This is a genomic window from Kosakonia pseudosacchari (assembly GCF_900184035.1).
Taxonomy (GTDB): domain Bacteria; phylum Pseudomonadota; class Gammaproteobacteria; order Enterobacterales; family Enterobacteriaceae; genus Kosakonia; species Kosakonia pseudosacchari.
The window spans coordinates 35,790-50,309 of record NZ_FXWP01000013.1 but is presented as its reverse complement, the minus strand read 5'-3'; the positions used below and the strand labels follow the sequence as shown (position 1 = coordinate 50,309).

Below are 14,520 nucleotides of genomic sequence, written 5' to 3'. Positions count from 1 at the left end.
CGGATGAGGAGCTGGCTACTGCCAGCTCACCTCCCCTTTGGGTTCGTAAGCATTCACATCCAGCGGTGAGTTTTTCTGGATGTACTCTTTCAGCACTTCAGCGTCAATAAAGCCGGTATTCACGTAGCCTGCTTTATTATCCAGACGCGGATAGCCATCCCCGCCGGTGGCGTTAAAACTGAGCGTCGCCAGACGGTAGCTTTTCACCGGATCGACCGGTTCCCCTTTGATTTTCAGATCATTTAGCTTGCCGCCTTTCGCCACAAAACTGACGTTGGCAAACTGCGGATACGCGCCGGAATCCGGCTTCATCTGCGCCACCGCGGTGAGGTAATCCGTCAGCTCTTTCCCGGTCAGATTCACATACACCACCGTATTGCCGAACGGTTGCACTTTCAGCACATCTTTGTAGGTGATGTCACCCGCCTCGATAGAGTCACGCACGCCGCCGCCGCTCATCACCGCCAGATCCGCGCCGGTACGCGCCATTTGCGCGGCGAGGATGACATGCGCGAGGTTGGTTTGCACGAAACGCACTTTGCTGCGATCGCCCTCCAGGTGACCATTCGCGTTACCGATTTTCACCTCTAACTGCGCTTTGCCTTTGTTCTGGAACGGCGTTAACAGGGAGAGCATCTGCGGGTTTTCGGCAATTTCCGGGGTGTAGAGTACGCGCTCACTTTTGCCGTTGTCGTAGGTGACTTTCTTCTTCAGGTTGACCGGAATCAACTGGTAACGCACCAGTTTCATCTCGCCGTTACGGAACTGGAAATCCGCGCGTCCGACATATTTGCCCCACTCATGCGCCTGCACAATCCAGATGCCGTTTTGCTGATCCGGCGCGCACGGCGTGCCTGGCACATAATCGACCTGTTTTTTATTTTCAGACGCCATGCAGACCGGATCTTGTGAGTGACCACCCACAATCATTGCCAGCGCCCCTTTTGGCAGGCTGCGCGCCATCTCAACATCGCCTGGCGCATTCGAGCCGTGCTCACCGTTGTCGTAATGCCCCATGTGCGTTGTCGCCAGAATCACATCCGGTTTTTCGTTCTGGTTCAGCTCAGAAATCACCAGCTTCGCTTCATCGGCCGGTTTACGGAATTCGATATCGGTGAAAAACTCCGGGTTGCCGATTTTTGCCGTGTCGTCGGTGGTTAACCCGATAACGGCAATTTTCAGCCCCTGGCGATTGAATATCATCCACGGCTTAAAGAGGCGCTCGCCGGTGCTTTTCTGGTAAATGTTGGCGGAAAGGAACGGGAACTTAGCCCATTTTTCCTGCTGGCGCAGCACGCTGAGCGGGTTGTCGAACTCATGGTTGCCCACGGCCATCGCATCGTAGCCAATCAGGTTCATGCCGCGAAAATCGGGTTCGGCATCCTGTAAATCCGATTCCGGCACCCCGGTGTTGATATCACCGCCGGAAAGCAGCAACACGCTACCGCCTTCGGCCGCCACCTCTTTGCGAATGCCATCAACCAGCGTTTTCTGCGCCGATAAACCATATTCGCCGTAATCGCTGCGCCAGAAATGACCGTGATGATCGTTGGTATGCAGGATGGTGATGTTATAGGTTTTATCCTGCTCGTAAGCCTGTACCTGCCAGCTTGCTAACCCCATCGCCGCCAGCAGCCCCAGCGTAATGCTCTTCTTTAACAATCTCATGCTTCCCTCCCTGACCCATTGATAAACTGAGAAATTACAGCGCCTGCAAATAATAGACAAATATCTATTCAGAATCGCAACTTCCTTCAAACTTTCGGCAAAGGTATGGTAATCAGAGAATCATTACCGTGCTGTATCCTTAACCTCTTCTGACAACATACGTGGTATTTATGGCAATCAGTGAAACGTCGCAGACATCGCCTGCTGCGCGCACCTCGTTCGGTATTCTTGGCGCTATCAGCCTCTCGCATCTGCTTAACGATATGATTCAGTCTCTGTTGCTGGCGATTTATCCGCTACTGCAGGCCGATTTTTCCCTGTCGTTTGTGCAGATTGGCTTTATCACGCTGACCTTCCAGGTCGCCTCCTCGCTGCTCCAGCCGGTGGTTGGTTATTTAACCGATAAACACCCAATGCCGTGGTCGCTACCTGTTGGCATGTGTTTCACCTTAAGCGGGCTGGTACTGCTGGCAATGGCGGGGAATTTTACCACCGTGCTGATTGCTGCCGCGCTGGTGGGAACGGGGTCATCGGTTTTCCACCCGGAATCGTCCCGCGTGGCGCGTATGGCGTCTGGCGGACGTCACGGGCTGGCGCAATCCATCTTTCAGGTCGGCGGCAACTTTGGTGCCTCGCTTGGGCCATTGCTGGCGGCGGTGATCATCGCGCCTTACGGCAAAGGCAATGTTGCCTGGTTTGTGCTGGCTGCCCTGCTGGCGATTATTGTGCTGATGCAGGTAAGCCGCTGGTACGCCGCTCAACACCGGGTGAATAAAGGTAAAAAACCCGTTGCCGTGATCAATCCGCTGCCGCGCAACAAAGTGGTGCTGGCGGTTTGCGTGCTGCTGATCCTGATTTTCTCGAAATACTTCTATATGGCGAGCATTAGTAGCTATTTCACCTTTTATTTAATGCAAAAGTTTGATTTGCCGGTGCAAAACGCTCAGATGCATCTGTTTATCTTCCTGTTCGCGGTCGCGGCAGGTACGGTCATTGGCGGGCCACTGGGCGATAAGATAGGGAGAAAATATGTGATTTGGGGCTCTATCCTCGGCGTCGCGCCGTTTACCCTACTTTTACCCTACGCCACGCTCTTCTGGACCGGGATTTTAACGGTGATTATTGGTTTTGTGCTCGCCTCCGCCTTTTCAGCCATTCTGGTCTATGCGCAGGAGCTATTACCCGGTCGTATCGGCATGGTTTCCGGGCTGTTTTTTGGTTTTGCTTTCGGGATGGGTGGCCTTGGCGCAGCAGTATTAGGGCTGGTTGCCGATCATACCAGTATCGAATTGGTCTATAAAATATGTGCTTTCCTGCCATTACTCGGGATCCTGACCATATTCCTGCCCGATAACCGCCCGCAACACTGATTTCCTCACGGCCAAAGTCATACTTTGGCCGCTGCTTTCTCTTGCCTGCCTGCGCCTGGCGCGTGATTTCTGTTACGGATACCCCGCTGGCTATCTTTTTTCAGCTAAATTGCTGTTTTCTTCATAATTCAACAATTATTCATAAACATAGTAGCGAAAATTGTCATAAACTGTAACGCAGTTGTCGGTTTTTAACCGCGGGATCCACGCATCAACGAAAGGAGACGGAATGCATCACGCCACACCGCTTATCACCACCATTGTCGGCGGCCTTGTGCTCGCTTTTATCCTCGGCATGCTTGCCAATAAACTGCGTATTTCGCCACTGGTGGGCTACCTGTTAGCGGGTGTATTGTCCGGGCCGTTTACGCCGGGTTTTGTCGCCGATACCCAACTCGCGCCTGAGCTTGCGGAGCTGGGCGTGATTTTGCTGATGTTCGGTGTTGGGCTGCATTTCTCTTTGAAGGATCTGATGGCGGTAAAGTCCATCGCCATTCCCGGTGCGATCGCGCAGATTGCTGTTGCGACGCTGCTGGGTATGGCGCTTTCCGCAATGCTGGATTGGTCCCTGATGACCGGCATCGTCTTTGGGCTTTGCCTCTCCACCGCCAGTACCGTGGTGCTGCTGCGCGCGCTTGAGGAGCGACAGCTTATCGACAGCCAGCGCGGGCAAATCGCCATCGGCTGGCTGATTGTGGAAGATCTGGTGATGGTGCTAACGCTGGTGTTGCTGCCCGCCGTCGCCGGAATGGTGGAAAAAGGCGATGTCGGTCTGGCGTCGCTGGCGGTGGATATGGGCATCACCATCGGTAAAGTGGTGGCCTTTATCGCCATCATGATGCTGGTTGGCCGCCGCCTGGTGCCGTGGATCATGGCGCGCAGCGCGGCGACCGGTTCACGCGAGCTGTTTACGCTCTCCGTACTGGCGCTGGCGCTCGGTATCGCTTTTGGCGCGGTGGAGCTGTTTGATGTTTCGTTTGCGCTGGGTGCGTTCTTCGCCGGGATGGTGCTGAACGAATCCGAGCTGAGTCACCGTGCGGCGCACGATACGCTGCCGCTGCGCGACGCGTTTGCGGTGCTGTTCTTTGTCTCCGTCGGTATGCTGTTTGATCCGCTGGTACTCATTGAGCAGCCGCTGGCGGTGCTTGCTACGCTGGCGATCATCATCTTTGGTAAATCTGTCGCCGCGTTCCTGCTGGTGCGCATGTTTGGCCACTCGCCGCGCACCGCGCTGACCATCGCCGCAAGCCTTGCGCAGATCGGTGAGTTCGCCTTTATTCTGGCGGGCCTCGGCATGTCGCTGAACCTGCTGCCGCAGGCCGGACAAAATCTGGTACTGGCGGGCGCTATCCTGTCGATTATGCTCAACCCGGTGCTGTTTACCCTGCTGGAAAAATACCTCGACAAAACCGAGACGCTGGAAGAGCAAACGCTGGAAGAGGCCATCGAAGAGGAGAAACAGATCCCGGTGGATATCTGCAACCACGCGCTGCTGGTGGGCTTTGGCCGCGTCGGCAGCCTGCTGGGTGAAAAGCTGATGGCGCAGGGCATCCCACTGGTGGTGATTGAAACTTCACGTACTCGCGTGGATGAACTGCGTGAGCGCGGTATACGGGCGGTGCTGGGCAATGCGGCGAACGAAGAGATCATGAATCTGGCGCATCTCGATTGCGCCCGCTGGTTGTTACTCACTATTCCGAACGGTTACGAAGCCGGGGAGATTGTCGCCACCGCGCGTGAGAAGTGCCCGAATATTGAAATTATCGCCCGCGCGCACTACGACGATGAAGTGGATTACATCACCGAACGTGGCGCGAATCAGGTTGTTATGGGCGAGCGGGAAATCGCCAATACCATGCTGACACTGCTGGGAAAACCGCAGGTTGAAGAAGCGGTAACGGGCTAATCAAAAAAGGCCGGAGTGCTTACGCTGCCCCGGCCTTGTCTCATCGGCTTGTCTGCCCGGCTTCGTCGGGCACTCACCTCACCGTTCCCAGTACGCCTCTTCAAGGCTATCTTCACGCTCTGGCAGACCACGCGTTAAACGCGGTGAGTGCTGGTTCAGCACCTGGTAACTGACGCGGTTAGCATATTTGCACACCTGCGCCAGCGAAGAGTACGTCAACCAGTTGAATTTGTGCTTGCTGGAGTTCGGCACGTTGGTGCGGTGATAGTTGTTGGCGGTGATGTCATGCAGCAACGCCGCCAGCGCGCCATCGCCCGCGCCGTTGGTATTCATGATTTTTTCCGGCCCGCCCATGTACGGCGCAATGTGCGAGTAAATGCGCAGCGGATGTTCACAATCTTTGTGGCGCAGCGCACGGCTGAACTCGTACTGGTTGAATTCGGCAATCGCACCCGGCAGCAGCGGATGCTGCGTTTTACGCTTCGCTTCCTCTTCGGTGAAACCGGCCATATACAGACCAATTGGGCCTGCGGTGCACAGGACGAGATCCACCCAATCCAGCGCTTTATCGGCCGCCAGCAGCGGATCGCTTTCGCCGGTCAGCGCGTGGCCTTCCTCTTCATTCATTGCCAGAATCGAAACATTCTCTTTGAGGAAATCGCGCCACCACTGCGGGTTATCGGCAATCACATATTTGGTACCGAGAGTCAGCACCACCGGCACGTTGTGTTTTTTGGCATAGGCTACCGCCTGCATGGTCGCTTCCGGCATCGGCTCGCCGGGATTGCAGCGCACCAGGTAAGAGGAAAGCACCAGCGCGGACGCCCCGGCGATGACCGCTTCCGGGATGTTCTCCGGGCGCAACTGGTTCATATGGCCAGGGCTGATGGCGAAGGTGCGCTCACCGCTGTCGCTAATCAGCGTGAAACAGCGACCAATCGCGCCATCCACGCCTTGCAAGTAGTTGAGATCGGTACGGCTGGAGGTGTTACACAGGTAGCGATAGGCATAACTGCCGATTTTCACGTTGTCGCACATCACGCCAAGCAGCACCGAGCGGTCATCCGCCAGCACCGAGTAGTTGTGCATGGTGTTGCCAATAGTGCCACCCGCGAACTGGTGGGTGATCAAATCGTTACTGACCAGTTCCTGATAGAGCGCTTCGGCGATATCGTCGGCGATCACCAGCGAATGACCAGCACTGAGGCCGTAACGGGTAATAAACGCATCATCCACTTTCGCCTCGATATCCACCAGCGTCTGATCGATACCGACAACCCAACACGTACCGGATTCGCTCTCGGGCTGAATTTGCTGTAATAGCGGGTCGCGGGCATTAACGGGGAAATAGTGTTTGGATTTACGTTTACCGGGAAATTTCATGATTGTAATAAGCGCTATACATTCGGGCTGAGAATGTTAACACACTCTCAGCCCGCGCCGCGATCAGCGATATTTGGCCGTCAGATTGACCATCATCTCAATATGTTCAGGAGAATCATTAAGCGCCGGAATGTACTCATATTTTTCGCCACCAGCCTCAAGAAAGAATTCGCGGTTTTGCACGGCGATCTCTTCCAGCGTTTCCAGGCAGTCGGCGGCAAAACCCGGCGACATCACTTGAATATGCTTCACACCTTTCTCACCGAGCATCTTCAGCGTTTCATCCGTGTAAGGCGTTAACCACGGCTCGCGGCCAAAGCGTGACTGGAACGTCATCATCACTTTTTCCGGTGGTAAATCGAGCGCGGAAACCAGCTCGCGCGTCGTATCGCGACAGCGCTGCGGGTAATCATCCCCTTCTGCCGCATAACGCTGGGGAATACCGTGGTAAGAGAGCAGCAGTAAATCCGGCTCGCCATGCTGCGCAAACGAGGCACGCACGCTGTTGGCGAGCGCCGTGATGTAATCCGCGTTGTCGGCGTAGTCGCGAATAAACGAGATGCCCGGAATATGGCGCTTTTTCGCCAGAATGCGCGCCAGCTCGTCCCACACGGCGGCAACGGTGGAACAAGAGTATTGCGGGTAGAGCGACAGCACCACAATATGCTCGACTTCATGCGCCAGCAGTTCATCGACCGCGCTTTCCAGCGACGGCGAACCGTAACTCATGCCAAGCACCACCGGCACGTCCGGCAAACGCGCCGCCAGCGCTCGCTGCTGCCTGCGGCTGTAAACCATTAACGGCGAGCCTTCATCCATCCAGACAGATTGATAGAGTTTGGCGACGCGGGGAGAACGAATGGGCAGGATCACGCCGCGCAGTAGCGGCCACCACAATAAACGCGGCGTGTCGACCACGCGTTTATCACTTAAAAATTGCCGCAGATAGCGTTTCACTGCCCCGGGAGTAGGAGCATCGGGAGTGCCCAGATTGGCAAGCAGGATGCCGGTTTTCGCCTGACTCATTCACGCCTCTTAACCTTTTGAATGGTTGGTAATTGTAGCGTAAAAGCGGTTAAACGAAACCCATTGCTGTGATAGGTAAGATGAGAAAAATTCTCACCCGGAGATTCCGGGTGAGCGGGCGCGATTAGCCGAGGATTTTTTCCAGCTCTGCGCGTACATCAGCAACAGCTTTGGTGCCGTCGACTTTAGCGTATTGGGTGTTACCCGCCTGCGCTTCTTTCTGGTAGTAGCCGATCAGCGGCGCGGTCATCTGATGGTATTCCACCAGGCGTTTACGCACGGTCTCTTCCTGATCGTCTTTACGCGTGGTCAGCTCTTCGCCGGTCACGTCGTCTTTGCCTTCTACTTTAGGCGGATTGAATTTGACGTGGTAAACGCGACCGGAAGCAGCGTGAACGCGGCGGCCGATAATGCGATCGACGATCAGCTCGTCCGGCACGTCGAACTCAAGCACGAAATCAACAGTGATGCCGGCTTCTTTCATCGCGTCTGCTTGCGGAATGGTGCGCGGGAAACCGTCCAGCAGGAAACCGTTGCGGCAATCCTCCTGGGCAATACGCTCTTTCACCAGCGCGATAACCAGCTCGTCAGTGACCAGCTTGCCCGCGTCCATGATGTCTTTAGCCTGTTTGCCCAGTTCGCTGCCAGATTTAACAGCGGCGCGCAGCATGTCACCGGTAGAGATTTGCGGAATACCGTATTTCTCCATGATGAACTGAGCCTGAGTTCCTTTACCCGCGCCCGGAGCGCCAAGCAGAATAATACGCATTGCGAAAATCCCCTCAAATGTTGGTTCAATTTTTCAAAAAGCGCTAAAAGATACCACCAGAACGACCAGCGCTCAAGGAAGCGGGATCGGCTGAAACGGTTAATGATACGTTTTCTTAGGGGATACGAGAGTCAAAGAGGAAAGTGCCCGGTAACATCGGCAAGCCGGAAATGCGGCGATACAGAGATAAAAAAGGGAGGCCTGAGGCCTCCCTAATTGATCGATGATGTCTGCTTATGACACCAGCAACTGGTTCATTCGGCGAATAAACTGGTTCGGATCTTCCAGCGTACCGCGTTCGGCGAACAACGCCTGATCCAGCAACAATTCGACCCATTCGTTAAACTGATTTTCGTCCTGCGTGTCAGCCGCGCGTTTCACCAGGGCGTGATCCGGGTTGAGTTCGAAAATGTATTTCACTTCCGGCGCATTCTGGCCCGCCGCAGCGAACAGTTTCGCCATCTGGGTGCTCATCTCGTCGGCATCAGTCACTACCACGGCTGGCGTGTCGGTCAGACGGTGAGTCAGACGCACCTCTTTCACACGCTCACCGAGGAAGGATTTCACGCGCTCAACGAACGGTTCCAGCGCCTTTTCAGCTTCTTTTGCGCTTTCATCCACTTCGTCTGCCAGTTTGTCCAGCGAAGCGTCAGCTTTGGCAACAGACTGGAACGGCTTGCCGTCGAACTCGGTCAGGTAGCTCATCATCCACTCGTCAATGCGATCGGAAAGCAACAGCACTTCGATGCCTTTCTTACGCAGCAACTCCAGATGCGGGCTGCTCTTCGCCGCGGCGTAGCTGTCGGCGGTGATGAAGTAGATCTTTTCCTGCCCTTCTTTCATGCGCGACACATACTCTTCCAGCGATACAGTTTGCGCGGAGGAGTCGTTGTGCGTGGAGGCAAAGCGCAGCAGTTTGGCGATGGTTTCCAGGTTCGCGTGGTCTTCGCCCGCGCCCTCTTTCAGCACCAGGCCAAACTGTTGCCAGAAGGTCTGGTATTTTTCCGCGTCATCTTTCGCCAGTTTTTCCAGCATTTGCAGCACGCGTTTGGTCAGCGCGGTGCGCAGGCTGCGCGTGACGCTGCTGTCCTGCAGGATTTCACGCGAAACGTTGAGCGGCAGGTCGTTAGAATCGACCAGGCCGCGCACAAAGCGCAGGTAGTTCGGCATGAACTGTTCGGCTTCGTCCATGATAAACACGCGCTGAACGTAGAGTTTCAGGCCATGTTTATGATCGCGGTTCCACATATCCCACGGCGCCTGCGACGGAATGTAAAGCAGGCTGGTGTACTCCTGTTTACCTTCCACGCGGTTGTGGCTCCAGATCAGCGGATCGGTAAAGTCGTGGGAGATATGTTTGTAGAACTCGTTGTATTCGTCGTCTTTGATTTCCGCTTTGTTACGCGTCCACAGTGCCTGCGCTTTGTTGATCTTTTCCCAGGAAACCACGGTTTCGCCGTCTTTCTCTTCCTGTTTTTCGATCTCTACTGGCAGGGCGATATGGTCGGAATATTTGCTGATGATCGAGCGTACGCGCCAGTCGTTGAGGAAATCATCTTCCCCTTCACGCAGGTGCAGGATGATTTCAGTACCGCGATCGGCTTTGGTGATATCGGCAACGGTGTATTCGCCCGCGCCTTCGGATTCCCAGAACACGCCATTTTCAGCGCTTTCACCCGCCGCGCGAGTGCGCACGGTCACTTTATCGGCAACGATGAATGCCGAATAGAAACCGACGCCGAACTGACCAATCAGTTGGCTGTCTTTCGCCTGATCGGACCCCATTGATTCCAGAAACGCCTTGGTACCCGATTTTGCAATCGTCCCCAGGTGGTCGATCACTTCATCGCGCGTCATACCAATGCCGTTATCAGCGATGGTCAGCGTACGCTTCTCTTTATCAAAGGAGACGCGCACATGCAGATCGCCATCGCCTTCGTACAGTTCCGGTTTGGACAGTGCGCGGAAACGCAGTTTATCCGCCGCATCCGAGGCGTTGGAGATAAGCTCACGCAGGAAGATTTCTTTGTTCGAATAAAGAGAATGAATCATCAAGTGCAGAAGCTGTTTCACTTCAGACTGAAAACCGCGAGTTTCTTGTCCTTTCATTGGGAAAACCTCAACAATGCCATTTACAAGGTAAAAATGCGTTGAGGGAGAAGTGGGGATATTGGCAGGAAATTTCAAGCGGAGGCAAAAATTTCTGCCTCCGTTTGGTTAAAAACGAATCTTGTGGCGGCCGGCCAGCGAGTGCGACAGCGTCGTCCCGTCAACCATTTCCAGCTCACCGCCCACCGGCACGCCGTGGGCGATACGGCTGGCTTCCACACCATACTGCGCGCAAAGCTCAGCAATATAGTTAGCGGTCGCTTCGCCTTCCACCGTCGGGTTGGTGGCGAGGATCAGTTCCTGGATTTTCTCGGACGCCAGACGCTGCTCCAGCCGGTCAAGGCCAATGTCGTCCGGGCCGATACCGTCGAGCGGAGACAGATGCCCCATCAGCACAAAGTAACGACCGGAGAACTGCCCGGTCTGCTCAATGGCGTAGATATCTGCCGGGCTTTCCACCACACAGATTTGACCGTTTTCCTGGCGGCGCGGGTTGCTGCAAATGTTGCAGACTTCCTGCTCGGTGAACGTGCGGCAATCGGCGCAGTGGCCGATTTCCGACATCGCCCGAGTGAGCGCCTGTGCCAGCCGCATGCCGCCGCTGCGATCGCGCTGCAACAGCGTAAACGCCATACGCTGCGCCGATTTCGGGCCAACGCCCGGCAAGCAGCGCAGTGCTTCCATAAGCTGCGTTAACAGCGGGCTGGTCTGCATCAGAACGGCATCTTAAAGCCTGGCGGCAGAGACATACCGGAAGAGACAGAGGCCATTTTCTCTTTCTGCGTTTCGTCAATGCGGCGAGCGGCATCGTTAAAAGCAGCGGCAACCAGATCTTCCAGCATCTCTTTGTCATCTTCCAGCAGGCTCGGATCGATCTCCACGCGACGGCAGTTGTGCGCGCCGTTGATGGTCACTTTTACCAGACCCGCGCCCGATTCGCCGGTCACTTCCAGCTGCGCGATCTCTTCCTGCATTTTCTGCATTTTTTCTTGCATCTGCTGGGCCTGCTTCATCAGGTTACCCAGACCGCCTTTTCCAAACATAGGCTTCTCTCTTTAGCTGTGGTGACTGACCAGAGTGATAAGTCACATTCAGGGTTGAAAACGGGTAGCCGCAGCTGCCCGTCAAAGGGGGCGAATACTCTCTTCGTCCAGATCCGCATCGAAAAAACGTTGCAGCGTCTGGATGTTGGTATCCGCAATGATCGACTCGCGCGCCTGCGCGAGCTTCTCCTCATAGATTGCCTGGCGCCACTCCAGCGGCGTACGCACTGCCGGATTATCATCTTCAATGATAGTCAGTTCAACCGCCGCGCCGTGTAATTCACTCAGCGCCTCACCCAGCGTTTTCAACGCGCCCTGCGAGTTTAGATGGCGCTGAGAGCTACGCAAATGCAGGCATATCCGTTCGCCGTCCTGCTCTTTCCAGGCGTTCAATGCCACCTGTTCGACCAGTTTCGGTAATTTGAGCTGGCTGACCTCTTTTGCCCAGGCGTCGCGTTCTATCGCCTCTTCCGCCAGTTTTTTCGCCAGTTCCGGCGTTTTTTCATGCTCCAGCGCTTTTTTCAACGCTTTTGGCGTGGCGACAACTTCTTTTACCGTTTCCACGACCGTTGTCGCTTTCCAGCGGTAGGCCTCTTTTTTAGCCGGAGCCTGTTCGAGCGCCGACGGAGCCGGACGCGATTGCACGCGCTCGGTCACCGAAGCCAGTCGTTCCAGCGCGGCGTTACTCACCGGCCGCGCGCGGGTTGCGGCTGCCGGTTCACTCTTTTTTGCTTTGTCTGCTCCCTGGGCGCGTTGCAGTTGTCTGCGTGCTGCCAGCACCTGGCTGGTCGCATCGGGCATCGGCACATCTTGCGGTGGCGGCATCTGCGAAGGCATTTGCTGCGCAGGCACAACCTGCTGCGGCGCGACGACTGCCGTGGGTGCCACGGGAGCAAAAGATTGTTGGGGTGCTTCCGGCGCGACCAGCGGCATCCGCGGGTGGAAAGCCAGCGCGCGCAGCAGCGTCATCTCGACGCCCATACGCCTGTCCGGCGCGAACGGCAGCTCTTTGCGGCCAATCAGCAGCGTCTGGTAATAGAGCTGCACATCGGCGGGCGGCACCGTACGGGCCAGCTCGCGCAAACGGTGTTCAACGGGCGCCATATCGCTGCCAAGCGCTGCAGGCGTGAGCTGAACCATCGCGATGCGGTGCAGTAACGTTTGCATTTCCAGCAGCAACGCATCCCACTCGACGCCGCGTGAGGCCGCATCGTTCACCAGCGCCATTGCGCGTTCGCCATTGGCGGCGACGACCGCTTCAACCAGCGACAGCGCCTGGTCGTCATTCAGCGTGCCGAGCATTGAACTGACCACGTCAGCAGACAGCAGGCCGTTGCCGCTGGCGATTGCCTGATCGGTCAGGCTCAGCGCATCACGCAGGCTGCCGTCGGCGGCGCGCGCCAGCAGTTGCAGCGCGCGGGAGTCGTGTTCGATCTTCTCGTCATCGAGAATATGTTCGAGCTGGTTACGGATCTGGTCGACATCCAGCGCTTTAAGATGAAACTGCAAGCAGCGGGAGAGGATGGTCACCGGCAGTTTTTGCGGGTCGGTGGTCGCCAGCAGGAATTTGACATGCTCGGGCGGCTCTTCCAGCGTCTTTAACAGCGCGTTAAAGCTGTGACGCGAGAGCATATGTACCTCATCGATGAGATAAACTTTGAAACGCCCGCGCGCCGGGGCGTACTGTACGTTGTCCAGCAGATCGCGCGTATCTTCCACTTTGGTGCGCGAGGCGGCGTCAATTTCTATTAAATCTACAAAGCGGCCCTGCTCGATTTCGCGGCAGTTATCACAGACGCCGCACGGTGTGGCGGTGATGCCGGTTTCGCAGTTAAGCCCCTTCGCCAGCAAGCGGGCAATAGAGGTTTTTCCGACACCACGGGTGCCAGAAAACAGATACGCATGATGGATGCGTCCTGAGGATAAGCCGTTCGCCAGTGCAGTCAGCACATGCTCCTGGCCGACGACGTCAGCAAAAGTTTGTGGTCGCCATTTTCGGGCTAAGACCTGATAACTCATTGGCAGGCTCTGAAACGCTGGAAGGTGGATTTACGAAGGGATAATGCTAACACAGCCAGGTTGTGAATACACTCCATCCCTCAGGCGTGAGGAATGGAGGTAATTGGCGTAAACAGCGCGATTAATGGCCCGGGAACGGCACCAGGCTGTAGCTGGTAATGCCCTGTTTTTGCAGGCGCTGCTCGCCGCCGAGGTCGAACAAATTAATGATAAATGCGGCGTCGGTCACTTCACCACCCAGACGACGAATCAGTTTTACCGTCGCCTCAATGGTGCCGCCAGTCGCCAGCAGGTCGTCCACCACCAGCACTTTATCGCCGGGCTGGATCGCATCAACGTGGATCTCTAACTGATCGGTGCCGTACTCCAGTTCATAGCTTTCGGCGATGGTTTCGCGCGGCAGTTTACGCGGTTTACGCACCGGTACAAAACCGACGCCCAGACCGAGTGCAACCGGCGCGCCAAACAGGAAGCCGCGCGCTTCGGTACCGACAACTTTGGTGATCCCGGCGTTTTTATAACGCTCAACCAGCAGTTCGATGCTGAGAGCATACGCTTTCGGGTCTTCCAGCAAACTGGTGACATCACGGAACAGGATGCCCGGTTTCGGGTAATCCTGAATGCTTTTGATGCTGTTTTTAAGAAATTCAAGCTGCTGCGCAGTCGCTGTCATGGATTTTTGCCTGATAGAAACGGTATTACTCACGGTACGCGCGTTGAAGGCCTGATGTAACCTCTGATTAACATTTAATCAGCCGCACCCGTGCTCGAAAACGCTCGAATTTACTGACACTCTGCCACAATTGCAACTGCCTTCGCTGCGCTTTATGGTTTTTGTTGCTTTGCGTCAATCACCGGGATGCGCCACATAAAGAAAAGCAGACAGGCCAGGATGACCAGTAACAAAATTCGAACCCATAGCATGTTCACGAAATATAATGAAATGGCGAACGTAACCAGGATGACCGCAACCGCACGCGGCTTCGCCCCCGGCGGCATCGCGCGGTACTGCTGCCAGTGGCGTAGATAGCTGCCAAACCAGGAGCGGTAGAGCAGCCACTGGTGAAAACGCGGCGAAGAGCGGGCGAAGCACCATGCCGCCAGCAGTATAAAAGGGGTTGTCGGGAGCAGCGGCAACACCACGCCGAGCGTACCAAGGGCTACCGCCAACCAGCCTGTGATGATTAAAATAGTGCGTTGCATAATGCGAATCGTTATCAGGATGAG

12 protein-coding genes and 1 other annotated feature are annotated in these 14,520 nt (G+C 55.7%); of the genes, 2 read left to right on the top strand and 10 right to left on the bottom strand.

Features of this window, described 5'->3' with window-relative positions:
* Positions 1-15 precede the first annotated feature (15 nt).
* Positions 16-1,668 (bottom strand): bifunctional UDP-sugar hydrolase/5'-nucleotidase UshA, encoded by a 1,653-nt coding sequence (ushA, locus tag BN2591_RS10200; protein WP_086871161.1) that lies wholly within the window; start codon positions 1,666-1,668, stop codon positions 16-18.
* Positions 1,669-1,838: 170 nt separating this feature from the next.
* Here ushA and BN2591_RS10195 point away from each other — a divergent pair, with 170 nt between their 5' ends.
* Both BN2591_RS10195 and ybaL read left to right on the top strand, forming a co-directional pair.
* Positions 1,839-3,038, top strand: coding sequence for an MFS transporter (locus BN2591_RS10195; protein WP_086871159.1), 1,200 nt, complete (start codon positions 1,839-1,841; stop codon positions 3,036-3,038).
* Positions 3,039-3,267: 229 nt separating this feature from the next.
* Complete coding sequence (gene ybaL / locus BN2591_RS10190; protein WP_086871157.1) at positions 3,268-4,944, top strand: YbaL family putative K(+) efflux transporter; 1,677 nt, start codon at positions 3,268-3,270, stop codon at positions 4,942-4,944.
* A gap of 78 nt (positions 4,945-5,022) precedes the next feature.
* Here the strand turns inward: ybaL and BN2591_RS10185 are convergent, their stop codons facing one another.
* The 9 genes from BN2591_RS10185 to BN2591_RS10145 form a co-directional block, all read right to left on the bottom strand.
* Complete coding sequence (locus tag BN2591_RS10185) at positions 5,023-6,327, bottom strand: inosine/guanosine kinase (RefSeq protein WP_086871156.1); 1,305 nt, start codon at positions 6,325-6,327, stop codon at positions 5,023-5,025.
* A 63-nt stretch (positions 6,328-6,390) separates the two neighbouring features.
* Positions 6,391-7,353 (bottom strand): ferrochelatase, encoded by a 963-nt coding sequence (gene hemH, locus BN2591_RS10180; RefSeq protein WP_086871154.1) that lies wholly within the window; start codon positions 7,351-7,353, stop codon positions 6,391-6,393.
* A 124-nt stretch (positions 7,354-7,477) separates the two neighbouring features.
* A complete protein-coding gene (gene adk / locus BN2591_RS10175) occupies positions 7,478-8,122 on the bottom strand; it encodes an adenylate kinase (protein ID WP_086871151.1) in 645 nt (214 codons plus the stop codon).
* Positions 8,123-8,356: 234 nt separating this feature from the next.
* Positions 8,357-10,231, bottom strand: a complete 1,875-nt coding sequence (gene htpG, locus BN2591_RS10170; protein WP_086871149.1) for a molecular chaperone HtpG — start codon at positions 10,229-10,231, stop codon at positions 8,357-8,359.
* 108 nt (positions 10,232-10,339) lie between these two features.
* Positions 10,340-10,945, bottom strand: a complete 606-nt coding sequence (gene recR / locus BN2591_RS10165; protein WP_017460002.1) for a recombination mediator RecR — start codon at positions 10,943-10,945, stop codon at positions 10,340-10,342.
* A complete protein-coding gene (locus BN2591_RS10160) occupies positions 10,945-11,274 on the bottom strand; it encodes a YbaB/EbfC family nucleoid-associated protein (RefSeq protein WP_007373594.1) in 330 nt (109 codons plus the stop codon). Before BN2591_RS10160 ends, recR begins: the two co-directional genes overlap by 1 nt.
* A gap of 81 nt (positions 11,275-11,355) precedes the next feature.
* A complete protein-coding gene (dnaX, locus tag BN2591_RS10155; RefSeq protein WP_086871147.1) occupies positions 11,356-13,293 on the bottom strand; it encodes a DNA polymerase III subunit gamma/tau in 1,938 nt (645 codons plus the stop codon).
* Positions 11,959-12,023 (bottom strand) — a sequence feature (DnaX frameshifting element). Its footprint overlaps the gene before it by 65 nt.
* Positions 13,294-13,414: 121 nt before the next feature.
* A complete protein-coding gene (apt, locus tag BN2591_RS10150) occupies positions 13,415-13,966 on the bottom strand; it encodes an adenine phosphoribosyltransferase (RefSeq protein ID WP_017459999.1) in 552 nt (183 codons plus the stop codon).
* Between the two features lie 152 nt (positions 13,967-14,118).
* Entirely contained in the window at positions 14,119-14,496 is a 378-nt protein-coding gene (locus BN2591_RS10145; RefSeq protein ID WP_086871145.1) for a DUF454 family protein, read from the bottom strand.
* Positions 14,497-14,520: the final 24 nt, after the last annotated feature.

Coding starts and splice junctions, on each gene's coding strand:
- ushA (WP_086871161.1), bottom strand. CDS start 1,668: ATGAGATTGTTAAAGAAGAGCATTACGCTGGGGCTGCTGGCGGCGATG.
- BN2591_RS10195 (WP_086871159.1), top strand. CDS start 1,839: ATGGCAATCAGTGAAACGTCGCAGACATCGCCTGCTGCGCGCACCTCG.
- ybaL (WP_086871157.1), top strand. CDS start 3,268: ATGCATCACGCCACACCGCTTATCACCACCATTGTCGGCGGCCTTGTG.
- BN2591_RS10185 (WP_086871156.1), bottom strand. CDS start 6,327: ATGAAATTTCCCGGTAAACGTAAATCCAAACACTATTTCCCCGTTAAT.
- hemH (WP_086871154.1), bottom strand. CDS start 7,353: ATGAGTCAGGCGAAAACCGGCATCCTGCTTGCCAATCTGGGCACTCCC.
- adk (WP_086871151.1), bottom strand. CDS start 8,122: ATGCGTATTATTCTGCTTGGCGCTCCGGGCGCGGGTAAAGGAACTCAG.
- htpG (WP_086871149.1), bottom strand. CDS start 10,231: ATGAAAGGACAAGAAACTCGCGGTTTTCAGTCTGAAGTGAAACAGCTT.
- recR (WP_017460002.1), bottom strand. CDS start 10,945: ATGCAGACCAGCCCGCTGTTAACGCAGCTTATGGAAGCACTGCGCTGC.
- BN2591_RS10160 (WP_007373594.1), bottom strand. CDS start 11,274: ATGTTTGGAAAAGGCGGTCTGGGTAACCTGATGAAGCAGGCCCAGCAG.
- dnaX (WP_086871147.1), bottom strand. CDS start 13,293: ATGAGTTATCAGGTCTTAGCCCGAAAATGGCGACCACAAACTTTTGCT.
- apt (WP_017459999.1), bottom strand. CDS start 13,966: ATGACAGCGACTGCGCAGCAGCTTGAATTTCTTAAAAACAGCATCAAA.
- BN2591_RS10145 (WP_086871145.1), bottom strand. CDS start 14,496: ATGCAACGCACTATTTTAATCATCACAGGCTGGTTGGCGGTAGCCCTT.